The sequence below is a fragment of the Rhodopseudomonas sp. BAL398 genome (assembly GCF_033001325.1).
Classification (GTDB): Bacteria; Pseudomonadota; Alphaproteobacteria; order Rhizobiales; family Xanthobacteraceae; genus JARJEH01.
The window spans coordinates 2,699,394-2,717,195 of sequence record NZ_CP133111.1; the positions used below are offsets into that span (position 1 = coordinate 2,699,394).

Here is a 17,802-nt window from a genome sequence, read left to right on the forward strand (position 1 = left end):
CGATAACCGCATTTGCATGGTTGATCGGCCAAGCTCGGCCAAATTGCTCGCGACGCGACGCCTTGAATCCGCGGGCTTTTCACGGGGGGTTCATCAGCATGACCGTGCTGGTCACCGGCGGGGCCGGTTATATTGGAAGTCACACTGTCCTGGCGTTGGCGGAGGCCGGCGAAAGCGTGGTGGTGATCGATAATCTGTCTACCGGCTTTTCCGCGTCATTGCCCGAAGGCGTTCCCCTGTTCATCGGCGATGCCGCCGACGAGAATCTGGTCGAAGGCGTGATCGCCTCGCACAGTGTCGACGCCATCATCCATTTGGCCGGCTCCGTCATCGTCTCGGAATCGATGCGCGATCCGCTGGGCTATTACCGCAACAACACCATGACCACGCGCAGCCTGCTCAACGCCGCAACCAGATGCGGCATCAAGCGCTTCATCTTCTCCTCGACCGCCGCGGTCTACGGCAATCCCGAACAGATCCCGGTGCCCGAACAGGCGCCGACCCGGCCGCTGTCGCCCTATGGCTGCTCGAAGCTGATGAGCGAGATCATGCTGCACGACACCGCCGCCGCCCATGGCATGAATTACGTGACGCTGCGCTACTTCAACGTCGCGGGCGCCGATCCGCGGGCGCGGATCGGGCTGTCGACACCGGGCGCCACCCATCTGATGAAGATCGCAGTCGAAGCCGCCACCGGCCAGCGCAGCAATATCGAGTTGTTCGGAACCGACTATCCCACCCCTGACGGCAGCTGCATCCGCGATTTCATCCATGTCAGCGACCTGGCGCAGGCCCATGGCGCCGCCTTGTCCTATCTGCGCGATGGCGGCGGGCCGGTGACGCTGAATTGCGGCTATGGCCGCGGCTATTCGGTGATCGAGACCATAGAGGCGGTGCGGCGCGCCGCCGGCCGCAATTTCGCGGTGGTTTGCGCCGAGCGCCGGCCGGGCGACATCATGACCATGGTGGCAGACACCAGCCGGATTCGCGCGACGCTGGACTGGACCCCGCAATTCGACGATCTGGACACCATCGCCGCCCACGCGCTGGCCTGGGAAGACCGGCTGCTGGCGCAGCGCAATGCCGGTGAACTGCTGGCGATGATCGCCTGAGGCCGGTGTTCCGGCCGGTTTTGGCTTGAAAAACCCGCCCATAGGGGGCAAGGAGACCTCCAAGTCAACGCTGACGCGCGGGCGGATTCCTGCTTTGCGCTGTCAATCTTTGCGCTGCCAATGGGACGCGGATGACCGATACGCCACGGAAGATTACCGACGATCCTTATGGCGCCGCGCAGCTGATCCGGCGGCTGCTGACCGAACAGGCCGCCGTCTATTGGCGGCGCTATCTGGTCGCGTTCGCCTTGATGGCGGTGTCCGCCGCCGCCACCGCCGGCTCGGCCTATCTGCTCGGCGAGGTCATCAATCAGGCCTATGTCGACCGCAACCTGCGCGGCATCATGATCATGTCGGTGGTCGCCCTCACGGTGTTCACCATGAAGGGCGCCGCGACCTACGGCCATTCGGTGATCCTGTCGCAGATCAAGAACGCGATTCTCGCCAATAATCAGCGCCGGCTGTTCGACAAGCTGATGAGCGAAAGCGTCGGCTTTTATTCGCAGCGGCACTCGTCGGAATTTTTGGCCCGGCTGACGGCCGGCGCCAATTCCGTCACCGAAGTCCTCACCATGCTGATCAATGCGGTCGGCCGCGATCTGCTGTCGCTGATCGGCCTGGTCACCGTGATGGTGACGCAGGATCCGTTCATGGCGCTGTTCGGGCTGTTGATCGCGCCGCCGGCGGTGCTGGTGGTGCGCAAGCTGGTCAAGCGGGTCAAGGGCCTCGCCTACACCCAGTTCACCGGCAATGCCGAAATCCTCGAGACCATGCAGGAATCGCTGCAGGGCATCCGCACCGTCAAGGCGTTCACGCTGGAACAGACGATGCGCGAGCGGATCAATCTCAGCATCGCGGCGGTCGAGGCCAACGCCAACAAGATGGCGCGGATCGCCAACCGCGCCAGCCCGTTGATGGAAACGCTGGGCGGCTTCGCGGTGGCGGCGTCGCTGATGTATGGCGGCTACCGCGTGGTCGCCACCGGCGCGACGCCGGGGCAATTCTTCTCGTTCTTGACCGCGTTCCTGCTGGCCTATGAGCCGGCGAAACGGCTGGCGCGGCTCAATATCGAGCTCAACAGCGGGCTGGTCGGCGCGCGGATGCTGCTCGAGATCGTCGACAGCCCGGCGAGCGAGCCCGACGACAGCGACAAGCCGGCGCTACAACTGAGCACCGCGCGGGTCGAAATGCACGATGTCAGCTTCGCCTATCGGGCGAACGAGGCGGTGCTCAACCACATGAGCTTCGTCGCCGAGCCCGGCAAGATGACCGCGCTGGTCGGCCCCTCCGGCGGCGGCAAATCGACCGTGCTGTCGCTGCTGCTGCGGCTTTACGAGGTGAATTCCGGCGACATCACCATTGACGGGCAATCGATCGCGGCGGTGTCGCGGCGCTCGCTGCGCCAGCAGATCGCCTATGTGGGCCAGGACGTCTATCTGTTCCGCGACACCATCCGCAACAATATCGCCTTCGGCATCGCCGGCGCCTCCGAGGACGAGATCATCGCGGCGGCGAAGGCCGCCAGCGCCCATGATTTCATCATGGCCTTCCCGCTCGGCTACGACACCCCGGTCGGCGAACACGGCGCGCAATTGTCCGGCGGCCAGCGCCAGCGTGTCGCGGTGGCGCGCGCCTTGGTCCGCAATGCGCCGATCATCCTGCTGGACGAGGCCACCGCGGCGCTCGATTCGGAATCCGAGAAGCTGGTGCAGGAAGCGATCGAGCATCTGTGCCGCAACCGCACCACCATCGTCATCGCCCATCGGCTGCACACCATCATGCATGCCGACGCGATCCTGGTGGTCGAGGCCGGCACCATCGTCGAGCGCGGCCGTCACGACGATCTGCTTCGCAGCGGCGGACGCTATGCTTCGTTCTACAATCTGCAGCATCGCCACACGCCGCCGCTGGCCCCGATCGACGCAACGGCGTAAACGAAGGTCCTCGGTTACCTTAGCCCGGCGTCCCCGCTGTCATCCCTCCTTGCGAAGGCCTCTCATGAGCAACTCCGCCTACGTCATCGCCCCGCTGCCGCAACCCGCGCTCGCCGTCCAGGGCGACAGCAAGACCTTTCCGGTGCGCCGGATCTGGTGCGTCGGCCGCAACTATCTCGAGCACATTCGCGAACTCGGCAATGACGAGCGGCAGCCGCCGTTCTTTTTCGCCAAGCATCCCGACATGATCGCGCCCGACGGCGTCACCATCCCCTATCCGACCCTGACCAAGGACATGCAGCACGAGGTCGAACTCGTGGTCACGCTCAAGAGCGGCGGCCTGAACATCCCGGTCGAGCAGGCGCTGGATCACGTCTGGGGTTACGGCGTCGGCATCGATCTGACCCGCCGCGACCTGCAGATGGCCTCGCGCAAGAAGGAACAGCCCTGGGAGATCGGCAAATCCTTCGACCAATCGGCCCCATGCGGCGCCCTAGCGCCGGCCGTTACGATCGGCCATCCCGCCAAGGGACGGATCTGGCTGTCGGTCAACGGCACGGAGCGGCAGAGCGGCGATCTGGCGCAGATGATCTGGAGCGTCCCGGAGACCATTGCGAAACTGTCGCAGCAGGTAGCGCTGGGCGCCGGCGACATCATCATGACCGGCACCCCCGCCGGGGTCGCCGCGTTGGTGGCGGGCGACAAGATCGAATGCGGCGTCGACGGCGTCGGCACGCTGCGTCTATCGATCGGTCAGCCGGCGTAACCCGCGAGCCGGCAAAGCCGGTCCCGGAGCCATCCGGGACCGCGCATCGATGGTCGGCCAACGCCTGATCCCCACGTTAGGACAATATTAACGATAAATCGCAACAATGATTTTGGGGGCTGACCTCGCGGAGTCGCCGTCATGATCTCGGAATTTCGAAGACTCGTCGTGGTTTCCATCGCCTTGGTGCTGTTCCTGGCCGCTGCGCAAAATGCGGCCGGCTTGAACTGGCGCGCCAGTCCGCCCGTGCTGATGGTCGCCAACCAGCAATAGCGCCGATGTCGCCCGCCGTCAGTGCGAGCGAGTCCAAACAGGGTCGGCACAGCGCGCGGCCGCTTTGCGCCAACGCGTCGTTGAATAGACGCCTAATGGATTGTGAGGATCCATGTTGAGATTGCTAGTCGCCATGCTGCTCACCATTTGCCTGATCGGCTGCACCGAAACCACCATGCACGGCGCGGCCCATCGCGGCGCCCTCAAGCCAGCGACGCACACCATGATGATGGGGGTCGGCTATTGAGCGGCAACTTCCGTTACTGCAGCTGAGGTCGCGAACCCGCGAGCGCCAGGAGTTTGATGTCGTCATTGCGAGCCGAGGACGACGCGAAGCGCCGTCCGAAAGCGAAGCAATCCAGGACCGGCAAGCAATGACTGGATTGCGTCGTCGCTTCGCTCCTCGCAATGACGAAGTTGAGGGCAGTCGGCCCCTCAGGCCGTTTTCGGCCCGTAGGCCTCGCGCATCTTGGCCTGGATCTTGGCCATGCCGCCGATCCAGCGGCCGTAATTCTCGGTCTTTTTGCGCATGTAATCGATGACTTGCGGATGCGGCAGGATCAGGAAATTTTCATGTTCGATACCGGCCAGCGCGTCCTGCGCCACCTGCTCGGGCGCAAGGTCGCCGTCGCCGGATTGCGGCCCCTTGGGGATCGCGCGCAGCATATTGGTATCGACGCCCTGCGGGCACAGGATCGAGACCCGGATATTGTCCGCCTTGTGCGAAATCGCCAGATTCTCCGCAAAGCCCACCGCGGCGTGTTTGGTGGTCGAATAGGCCGGACTGCCGACCTGCGACAACAGCCCCGCGGCGGAAATCGTGTTGAGGAAATAGCCGCCGCCGCGCGCCTTGTAGAGCGGCACCAGATGCCGCGCGGCATAGACATGCGCCATCACGTGGATCGCCCAGCTTCGGGCCCAGGGCTCGTCGGAACTGCCGCCGGCATTTTCCGACAGCGGATCGAACCCGCCGCCGATTCCCGCATTGGAACAGAACAGCGCGATCGGGCCGAATTGCCGCTCGGTCTGGTCAATCAGATTTTTGATATCGGCTTCACGCCCGACGTCGCATTCGAACGCAGCGCCATCGATCGAGGCCGCGACCGCTTCGGCGCGGGCGCGATCGAGATCGGCGACCACGACCTTGGCGGCGCCCGCCTTGTGAAACGCTTCGCACAGCGCCTGTCCGATGCCGTTGCCGCCACCAGTCACAACCACAACCTTGCCCGCAACCTGCATCGTCTCTCCCTTTTTGTTGTTATTATCGATCGGATGGAATGGTCAGGCCATGACCATATCGAGCACCGCGGTGTAATGGCAGGCCGCGCCGAGCAGCACGAAAGAATGCCAGATCGCATTTTGGAACCGCAACCGTCGCCAGGCGTGAAAGATCACGCCGAACGTGTAGAGCGCGCCGCCGATCGCAATAAAAATCAGCGCCAGATTCGGCAGCGATTCCTTGACCGACTCATAGGCGATCAATCCGCTCCAACCCATCGCCAGATACAGGCCGATCGACAGCTTGTCGAAGCGGCCGGGCAGGAACAGCTTGATCAGAATGCCGATGACCGCAACGCCCCACACGCCGGACAACAACGCCGCCGCGAACATATGATCTTTGATCTGCGAGATGATCGGCGTGTAGGTCGCGGCGATCAGGATGTAGATCGCCGAATGGTCGAACCGGCGCAGCAGCCATTTGCGCGGCGATACCGGCCACAGATTATAGGCCGCCGACACGCTCAGCATCGCCATCAGGCCCGCCACATAGACCGACACCGAGACGATTTCCGGCGTGGAGGCGAACACCCCGGTCAACACCACCAGGGTCGTGGCGGCGATCAGGCCGCAGACCACCCCCAGGCCATGCACGACGCCATCGGCGATCAGTTCGGCGCGATCGTAATTCCAGTGCACCGCGCCCTTGGCATCGATCCTGGAATGCGAAGCCAGTTGTTTCAGCCGGAAGATCGTCATTGGCGAGCGTCACACCCTGTTCAAAATTGATCTGGCGCATTCATGGCAGGTTCGAAGCAATGCAATCATATACGATCGACCTTCAAGATTCTTGGACTTTTCGACCGGAAACGGGGCAAAGCTAAGGCCCCGCTTGTCGCCCGAATCGCCGAATTCCGGTTAGTTTTGGCCACACGCCCTCAAATGTGATCGAACCGTCAGCAGGCATGGCTTTCAGTTTTTCCAATCTTGTCGAAGAAGCGCGGCTATCGGCGCGGGCGCTGCGGGACTACAGCGACAACATCCTCAATCCAACGGTTCGGCTCGGCGTCACCGGCCTGTCACGCGCCGGCAAGACCGTCTTCATCACCGCACTGGTTCACGGCCTGTCGCGCGGCGGCCGGTTTCCGATCTTCGAATCGATGTCCACCGGACGCATCGCCAAGGCGCGGCTGGCGCCGCAGCCCGACGACGCGGTACCGCGCTTCAGCTATGAGAGCTATCTGGGGACGCTGATCGAGCAGCGCAACTGGCCGAGCTCCACCGTCGACATCAGCGAGTTGCGCCTGGTGATCGACTATCAGCGGCAAAATGGCGCCGATCGCACGCTGACGCTGGATATCGTGGATTACCCCGGCGAATGGCTGCTCGACCTGCCGCTGCTCAACAAGAGCTATGAGCGCTGGGCGGCGGAGAGCCTGGCGCTGTCGATGCAGGACCCGCGGCGGCGGGTCGCCGGTGCCTTCCACGCCCATCTGGCGACGCTCGACCCCCATGGCCGCGAAAATGAGCAGGTGACATTGACCGCGGCGCGGCTGTTCACCACCTATTTGCGCGATTGCCGCAACGAGCAATTCGCCATGAGCCTGCTGCCGCCGGGACGGTTCTTGATGCCGGGCAACCTCGCCGGGTCGCCTGCGCTGACTTTTGCGCCGCTCGACCTGCCGATCGACGGCGCCCCGGCCGAGGGCTCGCTCTGGGCGATGATGCGGCGGCGCTACGAAGCCTACAAGGACGTCGTGGTGCGGCCGTTCTTCCGCGATCATTTCTCCCGGCTCGACCGCCAGATCGTGCTGGCGGACGCGCTGTCCGCCTTCAACGCCGGTCCGGAGGCGCTGCACGATCTCGAAGCCGCCTTGGCCGGCATCCTCGATTGTTTCCGGGTCGGACAACGCACCTTGATGAGTTCGCTGTTCCGGCCGCGGATCGACAAGATCCTGTTCGCCGCCACCAAGGCCGACCATCTGCACCATTCCAGCCACGACCGGCTCGAGGCGATCCTGCGCCGGCTGGTCGATCGCGCCGCGATCCGGGCCGAATTCGCCGGGGCCACCGTCGACGTGGTGGCGCTGGCGGCTGTGCGCGCCACCCGGGAAGCCCAGGTGCAGCGCGGCCGCGACCGGCTGCCATCGATCGTCGGCACCCCGATCAAGGGCGAGGTCGCCGATGGCGAGGTGTTCGACGGCGAAACCGAGGTCGCGACCTTCCCTGGCGACCTGCCGACCAATCTGCAACAATTGTTCAAGGGCGAGGACAGTTTTCGCGGGTTGTCGGCCGGCACCGCCGCTCAGGCCGACTTCCGCTTCCTGCGCTTTCGTCCGCCCCGGCTCGACGCCAGCGATCCCGACGGGCCGGCGCTGCCTCATATCCGCCTCGACCGCACGCTCCAGTTTCTGATCGGAGACAAACTGCAATGACCGAGCGCGGCCAGCATCGCCGACCGGCGACCTTCAAACTCGACGATCCCAGCGTGGTGCTGATCGACGGCAATGACGGCGCGCACTCCGCGCCACGGGACAATCCGTCGTCGCGCGACAATTCCGCTTTGCGCGGCAAGGTGCAGATCGCCACCGAGGCCGAAACGCAGCCGCCGATCTCGGCGCCGGTCGATCCGTCCGGCGTGATCCGGCGCAAGGGCTTTCGCTGGGGCACGATCTTCTGGAGCGCCTTTACCGGGCTGGTGTCGCTGGCGTTCTGGCTGTGGGTGAGCCGGCTGATCGGCGATTTGTTCGCGCAAAGCCAGACGCTCGGCACCATCGGCTTCGTCCTGGCGGCGCTCGCCGGCGGCTCGCTCGCGGTGATCATCGGCCGCGAGGCCTATGGACTGATTCGCCTCGCCAAGATCGAACAGCTGCACGCCCGCGCCGCCACCGTGCTGCTGACCGACAATCGCGCCGAGGGCCGCGCTATCATCCGCGAATTGCTCAAGCTGGAGCATACCAATCCTCAGCTGGCGCGCGCCCGCGCGACACTGACCAAGCATATCGACGACATCATCGATGGCGCCGATTTGATCCGGCTGGCCGAGCGCGAATTGCTGACGCCGCTCGATCAGGAGGCGCGCGCGCTGATCTCAAAGGCGGCGCAGCGCGTCTCGCTGGTCACCGCGATCAGCCCGAAAGCGCTGATCGACGTGGTGTTCGTGCTGATCGCCACGGTGCGGCTGGTCGGGCAATTGGCGCGGCTCTATGGCGGCCGACCGGGCGCGATCGGCATGATCAAGCTGATGCGCCAGACCATCAGCCATCTCGCCATCACCGGCGGCATCGCGATCGGCGACAGCGTGGTGCAGCAGCTGGTCGGTCACGGTCTCGCGGCGAAACTGTCGTCGAAACTCGGCGAAGGCATGCTCAACGGCATGCTGACGGCGCGGCTTGGCCTGGCCGCGATCGACCTGACCCGGCCATTGCCGTTCAACGCCCTGCCCCGCCCGGCACTCGGCGACCTGGTCAAGGATCTGGCGCGCACCAAGCGCGACAAGGACGAATAGCGACGACTTGTCGTCGGCCCGGCATGGGGCGTCGACTATGTCGGCTTCACCGACAGCTGCTATATCACGCGGCGGATTCACACCCGGCACGGCTGGCGGCCGGGCACAATCAATATCTGCTACTAATCCGAGCATTTGGGCTCACCAATTCCACATCCCGGCCGCCGTCGCGGCCGGAATTGCGCATCAGCACGTGTTCCATGTCATCGATTCCCCGCTGTTGCAGGCAATATGGTTGGAGAATCACCGCCACCGCTGGACAAATCACAGAGATTTTTAGAGGCCGCGGCGACGAAATCGGCAAAAACCGGTCAAAAATGGACATTCAGAGCCATTCAGTCGGCTTTCGGGGCGTTACGGCTGTTGTTTGAGCTATCAAGCGTGAGCGATACCGCGTAACGTAGGTTTGTCGGAGAAGCCGGTTTCCGGGGACCGACCTTTCGATTCGATCATAATCCTGCGGAGACGACGTTATGGCTAAAGGTACTGTGAAGTGGTTCAACGCGACCAAGGGCTTCGGATTCATCCAGCCCAGCAGCGGTGGAAAAGACGTGTTCGTTCATATTTCGGCGGTCGAGAAAGCAGGCCTTTCGTCGCTCAACGAAGGACAGACGGTTGAATACGAGGAAGTCGCTAACCGCGGCAAGACCTCGGCTGAAAACCTCAAGGTTTGACCGACAGCGCGATCAAAGAAGCCTGCCCTCGGACTTGATCCGAGGGTGAGTTTTCCAAAAAGCAATATTTGCGATGACAGCACTCAAAGGCGGTCATCGTTTTTTTGTGCCCGAATCCAGAGCGTTTTCGAGCGAAGTGAGTGCCGCTTCGCGTGAAGACAACGCGTCATAGCAAAATCGAGAGCTAGGTTCTGATTCGATCAAAACCGGAATTGCTCTGGCGGCTCAGTCCAGCTTGACCCATTGCTCGACCGGCATCACGTCCGGCAATTGCGCATAACCACGCGGCCACATATCGACCACATACTGCTTGCCGCTGGCCCGTTCGACCAGCACCGCGGTATTGTGCGGCGTCTGCAGCACAATGACATTGCCGCGATAATGCGGGTCGCCGACCGTGTGATATTTCAGCAGACCCCAGCCGTGCAGCAGCAACAGCAGGCTGGTGGTGTTGCGGGTGGTGTCCCAGCAGTCAAAATTGTGTTTGTCGTCGAAATAGCGGAAATCGGCGCGCGCGATCCGCTTGTCGGTGCCGAGCACCGGGCCGAGCCGGCGATCGAGCCAGACCACGGCCTTCTGCACCGCCGCGCGTTCCGCCGCGGCCGAGGCGCGGCCCGTCGCCAGCAGCCGCTTCAGCGCGGCGCGGTCGCCGCCCGAAAACTGCAGGGCAAAACGGCGACGGCAGACGAAGCCGTAGCACACCGTCATCGCATTGCCCGACGGCGGGTAAATCGACACCGAGCTGTATAGCGCGGCAACCGGTGCGCTGAGTTCACCAGCCCGCGCCGGCGCGACACCCGGCAACGCCACACTCAGGACCACCGCGAGTGCCGCGGCAATCGCCCGCCCCGCGAATCGTGCCCTGTTGGGCAGTCGCATTTGATCGATCGCTGTCATCTCGCTTGCCGGCACCCGTCACGTCGTCGCGGACGCTAGCGCAACGATTTGATGGTGCCAATATTGCATTTGATCGGGTCGCGATCGCGTTGTGGATGCCAACAGAGGCTGTGGCCGCCGCAATTGCGGTCATCCCGACCGCCGCAGAAGAACCGAGGGGATTCGCATGTTGCCAGCACGCCCGGCCTTCATCGCACCCTTTGCGCCTGACGATTCGCTGCTCGCCCCAGATCTGCTGGCGGCCGGCAGCTTTGACGCGGCGCAGCGGGGCCGGATCGAACACACCGCAACCGGGCTGATCGACGCGATCCGCGCCCATGACGACCGATTCGGCGGCGTCGAGCAGATGCTGCGCGAATTTGCGCTGTCGACCAAGGAAGGCCTGGCGCTGATGGTGCTGGCCGAGGCGCTGCTGCGGGTGCCCGACGCGTTGACCGCCGATCATTTCATCGAGGACAAGCTTGGCCAGGGCGATTTCGCGCATCATCACACCCGGTCGGACGCGCTGCTGGTCAATGCCTCGGCTTGGGCGCTGGGGATTTCGGCACGGGTGGTGCAGGCTGGCGAGACCCCGCATGGCACCATCGCGGCGCTGACAAAGCGGCTCGGCGCCCCGGCGGTGCGTGCAGCGACCCGGCAGGCGATGCGGCTGATGGGCAACCATTTCGTGCTCGGCGAGACCATCGAAGCCGCGCTGGCGCGGGCGCAAGCCCAGGCCGCTCCCGGCACGCGCTATTCCTATGACATGCTCGGCGAAGGCGCCCGCAGTGCCGCCGATGCCGAGCGCTATTTCGCCGCCTATGCGGATGCGATCGACGCGATTGGCCGCGCCGCCGGCAACGCCGCGCTGCCGGCGCGGCCGGGCATTTCGGTCAAGCTGTCGGCGCTGCATCCGCGTTTCGAGGCGGTGAGTCGGGCGCGGGTGATGGCCGAATTGACGCCGCGTTTGCTCGAGCTGGCGCGCAAGGCCAAGAGCTTCAACCTCAATTTCACCGTGGACGCCGAGGAGGCCGACCGCCTGGAGCTGTCGCTCGACGTCTTCGCGGCCTGCTTTGCCGATCCATCGCTCGCCGGATGGGACGGATTCGGATTGGCGGTGCAGGCCTATCAGAAGCGCGCGCGCGCCGTGATCGCATATGTCGACGATTTGGCGCGGCAGCAGGAGCGACGGATCATGCTGCGGCTGGTCAAAGGCGCCTATTGGGACACCGAGATCAAGCGCGCGCAGGAGCGCGGCCTCGCCGACTATCCGGTGTTGACCCGCAAGGCGATGACCGACCTCAACTACCTCGCCTGCGCCCGCCAGCTGCTGGATTTGCGGCCGCGAATCTTCCCGCAATTCGCCACCCACAACGCGCTGACGGTGAGCAGCATTCTGGAACTCGCGGGCGATCACGACGGCTTCGAATTCCAGCGCCTGCACGGCATGGGCGAAGCGCTCTACGCCCGGCTGCGCGAAAATCACCCCGATCTGGCCTGCCGGATCTACGCGCCGGTCGGCGGCCACCGCGATCTGCTGGCCTATCTGGTGCGCCGGCTGCTGGAGAACGGCGCCAATTCCTCCTTCGTGGCGCGCGTCGGCGACGAATCCGTGCCGCTCGCGACGCTGCTGCGGCAGCCCGCCGATATCATCGCCGCGCCGCAATACGCGCGTCACCCGAACATCCCTTTGCCGCGCGATCTGTACCAGCCCGAGCGGCGCAATTCCCCCGGCCTCGATTTCGGCGATAGCGCGGCCTTGCGTCAATTGCTGGACAAGATCGACGCCGCGCGCGTGGCGATCACTCCGATTGCCAGCACCACGCCGGCCGACGCGCAGGCCACCGTCGCCGCCGCCCGCGACGGTTTCGCGGCCTGGAGCGCGACCCCGGCAGATGCACGCGCCGCCATGCTGGAACGTGCAGCGCAGCTGCTGGAGCAGGACCGCGGGCGCTTCATCGCGCTGCTGCAGGACGAGGGTGGCAAGACCCTCGACGACGCGCTGTCGGAGGTCCGCGAGGCGATCGATTATTGCCGTTACTACGCGGCGCAGGGGCGCCGACTGTTCGGCGACGGCCAATTGATGCCGGGGCCGACCGGGGAAAGCAATGTGCTGCGGCTGCGCGGCCGCGGCGTGTTCGTGGCGATCTCGCCGTGGAATTTCCCGCTGGCGATCTGCCTCGGCCAGATCACCGCGGCGCTGATGGCCGGCAATGCCGTGGTCGCCAAGCCGGCGGAGCAGACGCCTGCGATCGGCGCCGCCGCGGTGCGATTGCTCCACGAAGCCGGCGTGCCGGAGGCCACGCTTCACCTTGTCCAGGGCGACGGCGCGATCGGCGCCGCTCTGGTGGCGCAGCGCGACATCGCCGGCGTCGTGTTCACCGGTTCGACGCAAGTGGCGCGCGCGATCAACCGGGCGCTGGCCGCCAAGGACGGCCCGATTGTGCCGCTGATCGCCGAGACCGGCGGCATCAATGCGATGATCGTTGACGCCACCGCCCTGCCCGAACAGGTCGCCGACGATGTGGTGAGTTCGGCGTTCCGCTCCGCCGGTCAACGCTGCTCGGCGCTGCGGCTGCTATTCGTCCAGGACGAGGTCGCCGAACGCATGATCGAGATCATCGCCGGCGCCGCGCGCGAGTTGAAGATCGGCGACCCACGCGACGAGGCGACCCATATCGGCCCGGTGATCGATGCCGAGGCCAAGAAGACACTCGATACCCATATCGCCAGAATGATCGCTGCGGCACGGCCGCGATTTGTCGGCACAGCCCCCCACAACGGCAACTACGTCGCGCCGCATATCTTCGAGCTTGCCGACCCGGCCCAGCTCACCGAGGAGGTGTTCGGCCCGATCCTGCATGTGGTCCGCTATGCCGCCAACAACTTCGACGACGTGCTGGATGCGATCGCGCGAACTGGCTACGGCCTCACGCTCGGCATCCAGTCGCGGATCGACGACATGATCGAACGCAGCATCGCACGGCTCCAAATCGGCAATATCTACGTCAATCGCAACATCATCGGCGCGGTGGTTGGCGTGCAGCCGTTCGGCGGATGCGGCCTTTCGGGAACCGGACCGAAGGCTGGCGGGCCACATTATCTGCCGCGCTTCGCGACCGAACAGACCGTGACGATCAACACCGCGGCCTCCGGCGGCAATGCCGCGCTACTGTCCGAGGACGAATGAGGTCCGTCGCCGCGTAGCCCGAATGCCCGGCCGCGGCCATGACATAGCTCGCACCTTGTATTGGCGCGCGAAGCCGGATCAAATACGGCGCGGCCGGAAAATAGCGTGACGCGCAACATTCCGGAGCGCGAAAAATAACAAAAGCCAGGGAGCGGACTCGCATGGACGATGGCATCTTTGCCGGCCTCAAGGTGCTGGATTGCGCCAGTTTCATCGCTGCGCCAGCGGCGGCGACGGTGCTGTCCGATTTCGGCGCCGACGTCATCAAGATCGAGCCGCCGGGCCTGGGCGATCCCTATCGCAACCTGCCGAACCTGCCGGGCTATCCGGTCAGTCCGCACAATTACTCCTGGATGCTCGACGCCCGGAACAAGAAGAGTCTCGCGCTCGATCTCGCCAGGCCACAGGGCAAGGAGGTGCTGCGCCGCCTCGTCGCCGAGGCCGACGTCTTCATCACCAATTTCCCGCCTGCGGTGCGCCAGCGCCTCGGCGTCACTTATGCGGAGCTGGCGCCGTTGAACGAGCGGCTGATTTATGCCTGCTTCACCGGCTATGGCGACCGCGGCGAGGAAGCCAACAAGCCGGGCTTCGACAGTAATGCTTATTGGGCGCGCTCCGGCCTGATGGATCTGGTCCGCGCCGACGACGACACCACGCCGGCGCGATCCGTCGCCGGCATGGGGGACCACCCCTGCGCGATGGCGCTGTATGGCGCGATCGTCACCGCGTTGTACAAGCGCGAGCGCACCGGCAAGGGCAGCCAGGTGAAATCCAATCTGATGGCTAACGGGATGTGGGCCAACGGGATTCTCGCCCAGGCCAAACTCTGCGGCGCCGAATTCCAGGAGCGGCGGCCGCGCGAGCGCGCGCTGAATGCCGTGACCAATCATTATCGCTGCCGCGACGGCCGCTGGATCATCCTGTCGCTGCTCAACGAGGACAAGCAATGGCCAGCGCTGACGCGCTGCCTCGGCCGCGACGACCTCGCCACCGATCCGCGTTTTTCCACCAAGCCGGACCGCCACGCCCGCTCGCTCGAACTGATCCAAATCTTCGACGAGATTTTTGCCACCCGCGACCTTGCCGATTGGCGCAAGGCGCTGGACGGCAGCGGCCTGATCTTCGGCGTGGTCGGGATTCTCGACGACGTTCCGACCGATCAGCAGATGCGCGACAACGACGTGCTGGTGCCGTTCGAAAATGACACCATGCTGACCATCAACAGCCCGATCTGGATCGATGGCAGCCAGAAGACAGTGCCGCGTCTTCCGCCGGCGATCGGCCAGCACAGCGACGAAATCCTGCGCAGCGCCGGCTTCGACGAGGACGCGATCCGGCAATTGCGCGCCTCCGGCACGGTGGCGTGAGCGCAGGCGCCGCCGCTACGGGTCAGGGGTTGGCGACGAAGCACATGCCGATGCGCGACGCCGCGTGTTTGTCGACCGCCTGACAAACCAGCCCTTCGGCGCAGGTCCAGGACTGAAAGCTGGGGTCGGGTTTTCCGCCGTCGCGGCCGGCCAAATAGCAATGCGCGCCCCAGCCGTCGACATATTCGCTGCCGAGCAGCGCAGTGGCCCCGCGCAATTGCGGACGATCGGAAAAGCCGCGCGAATAGTCCGGCGGCTCGCCCTCGCGCAACGCTGTGAGGATGTCGCGGCGACGCGGCTGATCGCCGACAAAAAGCGGCGATCCCGGCACCGCGCCTGACAACGTCCCCGGCTTCGTCGCATCGACGCCAGGGAAATGGAAACCGCCGATGCCGCGGATCTGGTGACAGCCCGAGCACGTGATATCATTGAGCCGGCGTTCGAACCCCGCCGGCGAGTTGATGTTCTGCAGCGCAATGCCGTTGTCGGCGGCTCGCCGCAGGGCACGCACCAATTCCGCTTCGCCGAACAGCGGATGTGCGGCCGGCGCAACCAACCCGTAAGCCGGTTGCAGGTCGGAGCGCGCAAAACCGACCGGCGTCGCCGCGATGGCGAAGCGGGCAAGGAATTTCTCCGGGATGACGATGGTGCCACGATCGAGATCGCGAAGGTGGTCTGGCTCGAGCAGCCAGCGCTTGAATTCCAGCCCGAGGTCTCGGTTCGCGATCAATTGCCCGCGGTCGATCTGGTTCTCCAGCGGCGACGGCGTGAAGATGCCGGATACCGGGTCGCGGCGAAACACCTTCAGCAGATAGTCGGTGCGGAAATCCGCGGTGGGTGATTTCGGCCGATGTGCGATCTGCAGATTGATTTCGATTCGATCGATATCAGCGGGTATGGTCGATCCGAGGGCGCCGTCCGGCGCGATCAACTGCGCGGCCAATTCGGCGCCAGTCAGCTGCGATGTCCCGGTCTCGAGCCAGCGCCGCGCGATCTCGGCGCAGGCCAATCCGCTGTGATCGCCCCGCGCCTTCAACACCAGATTCAACGTCATCGGCAGGCGCTGCGCCCCTGCCTTCTCCTCGGCGACCAGACGATAGATCAGCCGGATATCGCCGCAACCCGTCGGCGCGACGTAGCGGCGGTCCATCCGGTTGACGATCCCCGCCAGCACGAAGCGCGATGCCGCCGAATAGAGTTTGTCGCGGTCGAACAATTGCACATCGAACGAAGGACCGACGCCGATGCGCTGCGGCGCGGCGGCTCGTTTGTGGCTGTCGAGATAGCGATCGAATTCGGCGTCGATCTCAGGACGAAGCAAAGTCATCGCCGGCAAGGCAAACAACCGATCATTGTGCAAGGGGGGCGAGGGTCCGGCGGCGTCGAGCATCTGACGCAGCCCAAAGCCGGGATGCGTCGCCGCCCCTGTCCGGTGGTCGCTGATATCAAATTCGCGCAGCGCCAGTGGATCGACGATCGCCGCGCCGCGCTCCAATTCGCCGCCGAGCGCCAGGCACTGTGGCAACAGGCTGCCGAGCAGAATAGCAATGAGCAGGCTCCAGCGCCGCACGCCTTGCCCTTTCCCGACCCAATCGCGCGCAAGGCATCGCGCCTCGCGACAGTCTCAAGCCGGAAAATACAGCAAAGCAGGCGGCCTGTCGCGACGGGCCGCCTTTGCACCGCTGAGCGCGCGCCGCTTAGCGGGCGACGATCAGCCCGCGGCTGGTCACGACCACCCAGCGACCATCCTGGCGCCGAACGGCATCGACACGGCCAAGGCCGGGGATCGGGTCGCCGGCATAGACTTCGAACACGCCCTGGCGGCCTTCGATCAATGCACCGCCATCGACGACGTCACGCAAGATCCAGCCCGAAACGGTCGGAAGACGGCTGACCACCGGCTTGGGTGCCGGCGTCGGAATTGAGCCGGTGACATCCTTCGCCGCGGACGGTGTCGGGGTCGCAGCGGGTGCAGACGCCACCACGCTGGCTTGCGCGGCACGGAGCTTGTCCACCGTCTCGGTGAGCTTGGCGAGTTTGGCTGCGGGCTCGGCCTGGGCCTTTTCGATCTTGTCGAGGCGGTCGCCGGTCTTGCCGAGCTGGGCCGCGCTGAGCTTGGTGGAATGCTCGACGCTGGTCTTCAGCGCGGCCATCTCAGCTTCGATCCGCGCCATCTGCTCGTCGAACGCTTTGGTCTGAATGGTTGAAGTCCCGGCGTCGGCCCCGGCACGGGAGAATCCCACCGTCGCCAGCGCGCCGCCGACCGCGCCCGCTATTGTCGCCAGCGCCAGCACCGCTGCCAGCGCCGCGAGCCGGCGCTTGCCGAACAGACCGGATTTCGGCGCAGCGCGCTCTGCATCGCGTTCCGGCGCGACATGATCGTCGGTCCAATTTGTGCGCTCCCAGGAGCCACGTTGGGTCGGCGACATGATGGTGATATTGCGGGAGCTCGAAGCGGAGGACGCTATGCTGGAGGCGGGAGCGTCGGCTTTCGCCGCGTCGGTTTTCGCCGCGCTGGCCGCGCCGTGATCCGGGATCAGACCTGACGCATCCTCTTCCATCGAGACCGCGCCCGTGGCCTGAACAGGCTTGCCAGCTGCGTGGTCAGGACTAACCGGCCCGACATTTTGGTCATGCCCGCCGTCGAACTGCTTGTTCTGATCTTGGCTCACGTTCGAATCTCCCAAATACTTGACCATTTGGTAACTTTCATTACTTGCAAAATCGTTACTTCCCCGCGAGTTACCAAAAATTTAGGAATTACCCCGAAGTCGCGGCCGCTGACTCCCCCGCCTTCGGCGCGATTGCCGCCACGCGGAACCGGGCGATCGATTTGCGATGCAGCATGTCGCGACCAACATGGCCATATTGGGACCAGTCAATG

General features: G+C 64.7%; 14 protein-coding genes and 1 pseudogene. 10 read left to right on the forward strand and 5 right to left on the reverse strand.

What is annotated here, in order from left to right; translation table 11 throughout:
• Positions 1 to 98 precede the first annotated feature (98 nt).
• The 5 genes from galE to RBJ75_RS12850 all read left to right on the forward strand — a co-directional run bounded on the left by galE (position 99) and on the right by RBJ75_RS12850 (position 4,332).
• Positions 99 to 1,112 carry a UDP-glucose 4-epimerase GalE gene (gene galE / locus RBJ75_RS12830; RefSeq protein ID WP_044413243.1) on the forward strand — a complete coding sequence of 338 codons (1,014 nt, stop codon included), beginning with the start codon at positions 99 to 101 and terminating at the stop codon, positions 1,110 to 1,112.
• A gap of 131 nt (positions 1,113 to 1,243) precedes the next feature.
• Positions 1,244 to 3,046 (forward strand): ABC transporter ATP-binding protein, encoded by a 1,803-nt coding sequence (locus tag RBJ75_RS12835; RefSeq protein ID WP_044413241.1) that lies wholly within the window; start codon positions 1,244 to 1,246, stop codon positions 3,044 to 3,046.
• Positions 3,047 to 3,110: 64 nt separating this feature from the next.
• Complete coding sequence (locus RBJ75_RS12840) at positions 3,111 to 3,812, forward strand: fumarylacetoacetate hydrolase family protein (RefSeq protein ID WP_044413239.1); 702 nt, start codon at positions 3,111 to 3,113, stop codon at positions 3,810 to 3,812.
• Positions 3,813 to 3,953: 141 nt separating this feature from the next.
• Positions 3,954 to 4,085 (forward strand): hypothetical protein, encoded by a 132-nt coding sequence (locus RBJ75_RS12845; RefSeq protein WP_276156748.1) that lies wholly within the window; start codon positions 3,954 to 3,956, stop codon positions 4,083 to 4,085.
• A 112-nt stretch (positions 4,086 to 4,197) separates the two neighbouring features.
• Positions 4,198 to 4,332, forward strand: coding sequence for a hypothetical protein (locus tag RBJ75_RS12850; protein ID WP_283804918.1), 135 nt, complete (start codon positions 4,198 to 4,200; stop codon positions 4,330 to 4,332).
• Positions 4,333 to 4,520: 188 nt separating this feature from the next.
• Here RBJ75_RS12850 and RBJ75_RS12855 read toward each other — a convergent pair whose 3' ends face one another.
• Positions 4,521 to 5,324 carry an SDR family oxidoreductase gene (locus tag RBJ75_RS12855; RefSeq protein WP_044413236.1) on the reverse strand — a complete coding sequence of 268 codons (804 nt, stop codon included), beginning with the start codon at positions 5,322 to 5,324 and terminating at the stop codon, positions 4,521 to 4,523.
• A gap of 42 nt (positions 5,325 to 5,366) precedes the next feature.
• A complete protein-coding gene (gene trhA, locus RBJ75_RS12860) occupies positions 5,367 to 6,062 on the reverse strand; it encodes a PAQR family membrane homeostasis protein TrhA (protein WP_044413233.1) in 696 nt (231 codons plus the stop codon).
• Positions 6,063 to 6,268: 206 nt separating this feature from the next.
• On the opposite strand from trhA, the gene RBJ75_RS12865 reads away from it, so the two are divergent.
• The 3 genes and pseudogenes from RBJ75_RS12865 to RBJ75_RS12875 all read left to right on the forward strand — a co-directional run bounded on the left by RBJ75_RS12865 (position 6,269) and on the right by RBJ75_RS12875 (position 9,485).
• The gene (locus tag RBJ75_RS12865; RefSeq protein ID WP_044413230.1) at positions 6,269 to 7,738 is read left to right on the forward strand and encodes a YcjX family protein; all 1,470 of its coding nucleotides are present in this window, start codon (positions 6,269 to 6,271) and stop codon (positions 7,736 to 7,738) included.
• A 146-nt stretch (positions 7,739 to 7,884) separates the two neighbouring features.
• A pseudogene (locus tag RBJ75_RS12870) lies at positions 7,885 to 8,811 on the forward strand (YcjF family protein); the annotation flags it as partial.
• Positions 8,812 to 9,284: 473 nt separating this feature from the next.
• Positions 9,285 to 9,485 (forward strand): cold-shock protein, encoded by a 201-nt coding sequence (locus RBJ75_RS12875; protein WP_029584170.1) that lies wholly within the window; start codon positions 9,285 to 9,287, stop codon positions 9,483 to 9,485.
• Between the two features lie 225 nt (positions 9,486 to 9,710).
• Here RBJ75_RS12875 and RBJ75_RS12880 read toward each other — a convergent pair whose 3' ends face one another.
• A complete protein-coding gene (locus RBJ75_RS12880) occupies positions 9,711 to 10,364 on the reverse strand; it encodes a hypothetical protein (protein WP_044413246.1) in 654 nt (217 codons plus the stop codon).
• Between the two features lie 184 nt (positions 10,365 to 10,548).
• Here RBJ75_RS12880 and putA point away from each other — a divergent pair, with 184 nt between their 5' ends.
• Positions 10,549 to 13,551 (forward strand): bifunctional proline dehydrogenase/L-glutamate gamma-semialdehyde dehydrogenase PutA, encoded by a 3,003-nt coding sequence (gene putA, locus RBJ75_RS12885; protein WP_276156747.1) that lies wholly within the window; start codon positions 10,549 to 10,551, stop codon positions 13,549 to 13,551.
• Positions 13,552 to 13,712: 161 nt separating this feature from the next.
• Positions 13,713 to 14,918 (forward strand): CaiB/BaiF CoA transferase family protein, encoded by a 1,206-nt coding sequence (locus RBJ75_RS12890; protein ID WP_044406218.1) that lies wholly within the window; start codon positions 13,713 to 13,715, stop codon positions 14,916 to 14,918.
• Positions 14,919 to 14,940: 22 nt separating this feature from the next.
• Here RBJ75_RS12890 and RBJ75_RS12895 read toward each other — a convergent pair whose 3' ends face one another.
• Positions 14,941 to 16,488 carry a hypothetical protein gene (locus RBJ75_RS12895; protein ID WP_052628821.1) on the reverse strand — a complete coding sequence of 516 codons (1,548 nt, stop codon included), beginning with the start codon at positions 16,486 to 16,488 and terminating at the stop codon, positions 14,941 to 14,943.
• Positions 16,489 to 16,615: 127 nt separating this feature from the next.
• Positions 16,616 to 17,590: a hypothetical protein gene (locus tag RBJ75_RS12900; RefSeq protein ID WP_044406238.1), complete on the reverse strand. Its 975-nt coding sequence runs from the start codon at positions 17,588 to 17,590 to the stop codon at positions 16,616 to 16,618.
• Between the last annotated feature and the right edge of the window lie 212 nt (positions 17,591 to 17,802).

Coding starts and splice junctions, on each gene's coding strand:
- galE (WP_044413243.1), top strand. CDS start 99: ATGACCGTGCTGGTCACCGGCGGGGCCGGTTATATTGGAAGTCACACT.
- RBJ75_RS12890 (WP_044406218.1), top strand. CDS start 13,713: ATGGACGATGGCATCTTTGCCGGCCTCAAGGTGCTGGATTGCGCCAGT.
- RBJ75_RS12865 (WP_044413230.1), top strand. CDS start 6,269: ATGGCTTTCAGTTTTTCCAATCTTGTCGAAGAAGCGCGGCTATCGGCG.
- putA (WP_276156747.1), top strand. CDS start 10,549: ATGTTGCCAGCACGCCCGGCCTTCATCGCACCCTTTGCGCCTGACGAT.
- trhA (WP_044413233.1), bottom strand. CDS start 6,062: ATGACGATCTTCCGGCTGAAACAACTGGCTTCGCATTCCAGGATCGAT.
- RBJ75_RS12845 (WP_276156748.1), top strand. CDS start 3,954: ATGATCTCGGAATTTCGAAGACTCGTCGTGGTTTCCATCGCCTTGGTG.
- RBJ75_RS12835 (WP_044413241.1), top strand. CDS start 1,244: ATGACCGATACGCCACGGAAGATTACCGACGATCCTTATGGCGCCGCG.
- RBJ75_RS12840 (WP_044413239.1), top strand. CDS start 3,111: ATGAGCAACTCCGCCTACGTCATCGCCCCGCTGCCGCAACCCGCGCTC.
- RBJ75_RS12880 (WP_044413246.1), bottom strand. CDS start 10,364: ATGCGACTGCCCAACAGGGCACGATTCGCGGGGCGGGCGATTGCCGCG.
- RBJ75_RS12875 (WP_029584170.1), top strand. CDS start 9,285: ATGGCTAAAGGTACTGTGAAGTGGTTCAACGCGACCAAGGGCTTCGGA.
- RBJ75_RS12850 (WP_283804918.1), top strand. CDS start 4,198: ATGTTGAGATTGCTAGTCGCCATGCTGCTCACCATTTGCCTGATCGGC.
- RBJ75_RS12855 (WP_044413236.1), bottom strand. CDS start 5,324: ATGCAGGTTGCGGGCAAGGTTGTGGTTGTGACTGGTGGCGGCAACGGC.